At 33.2% G+C, this 1,150-nt stretch carries 1 protein-coding gene; it reads right to left on the bottom strand.

The genetic code is table 11. The annotated features are described in order from the left end of the window. Positions 1 to 698: 698 nt before the first annotated feature. Positions 699 to 896 carry a hypothetical protein gene (locus tag CCY16_RS04385; protein WP_088415244.1) on the bottom strand — a complete coding sequence of 66 codons (198 nt, stop codon included), beginning with the start codon at positions 894 to 896 and terminating at the stop codon, positions 699 to 701. Between the last annotated feature and the right edge of the window lie 254 nt (positions 897 to 1,150).

The raw sequence follows: 1,150 nt of genomic DNA, 5'->3' as shown, positions 1-1,150 counted from the left end.
CTAACACCCTCTTTCCCCAATATCTCCTTCTCTTATTATCCCAGTGCCTTGACACTGGGATCCAGTTTTTCATAATCATTAAAAACGTTATATTCTATCAAAAAACAGTTACTTTCATGACACTATTATAAAGTAACCCAGCGTCAATGCCGGAATAAAAGGGAAGAGAGGACTATTACTTTTTTTTGAAACAATCCATTCTCTTCTCCGATAGCATGAGGCAATTGAGGAGCTTCTAAAAGACCTGGCTTCTTATCACGAAGCTTGCTTAAACTCATTTGAAGATTCTAAGTTCACTGTCTATTTTGCTTGTATTTTGCCCTATATTATCTATAGCTGATGACAGTGTTTTATTATTCTATTTATAGTTTCAGCGCTTGCATCTTCGTTATACTTATGAATACTTCCCATCAAGCCATCTTAAAACTTTTTGAGGTATTTTGCATTTACACTTGCATTCGCAGTATATCATCCATATCTTTTTGCTTCATTTCCTGAGTTATATCAAATATCTTGCTGGTCTTTGCATCAATTGTTTTCCCTATTTCTGATTTTACGAAATTTGGTTTGTCAAACTTAGGTTTCTGAAGTTGTTGTAATTTATTTTCCTATGAAACTTCTTCACTAGAATATGATTTTGCATTATTTTTACTCATAATAAGTTACTCCTATAAAAAATTAATTCTCATAAATTGCTACTATGGAAGTAGCATTGGATCGTTATTGTCTTCCGCTATTGTAAAATCTTGAGCTTCTAAGAGACCTGATATATCCTCCTTGATTTGCTTGAGTATCTCAATAACTTTTTTGTTTTTTTTGTTCTGCTCCTCAAACTTTTCCATCAACATCTCAGCAACAGCATCAAGTTGACTTTTATCGCCTGATTGAATAACCACAGATATGACTTTCTCATAAGGTAGCTTATGAAGACATCTTTCAGATCTTCTGCATTTAGATTGTTTAAAAGTTCTGCAAATTGTTGATCAGATATGCTGTTAGCAAAAGTCTGAAGTTTTTCTGGTTAGTGGTTAGGTAATCGATTATAACTCCGATTCTGACATGATTGGTTAAATCCTGAGCTATTGCTGCGAGTTCTCATGATCCAGTTGTTAACTAAATTCTTTAATTTATCTTCTTCTAAAGTATGACT

This window comes from Wolbachia endosymbiont of Wuchereria bancrofti (assembly GCF_002204235.2).
In the GTDB taxonomy this organism is placed as follows: Bacteria; Pseudomonadota; Alphaproteobacteria; order Rickettsiales; family Anaplasmataceae; genus Wolbachia.
The sequence above is the reverse complement of the archived record's forward strand: the minus strand, read 5'-3'. Positions and strand labels throughout refer to the sequence as shown.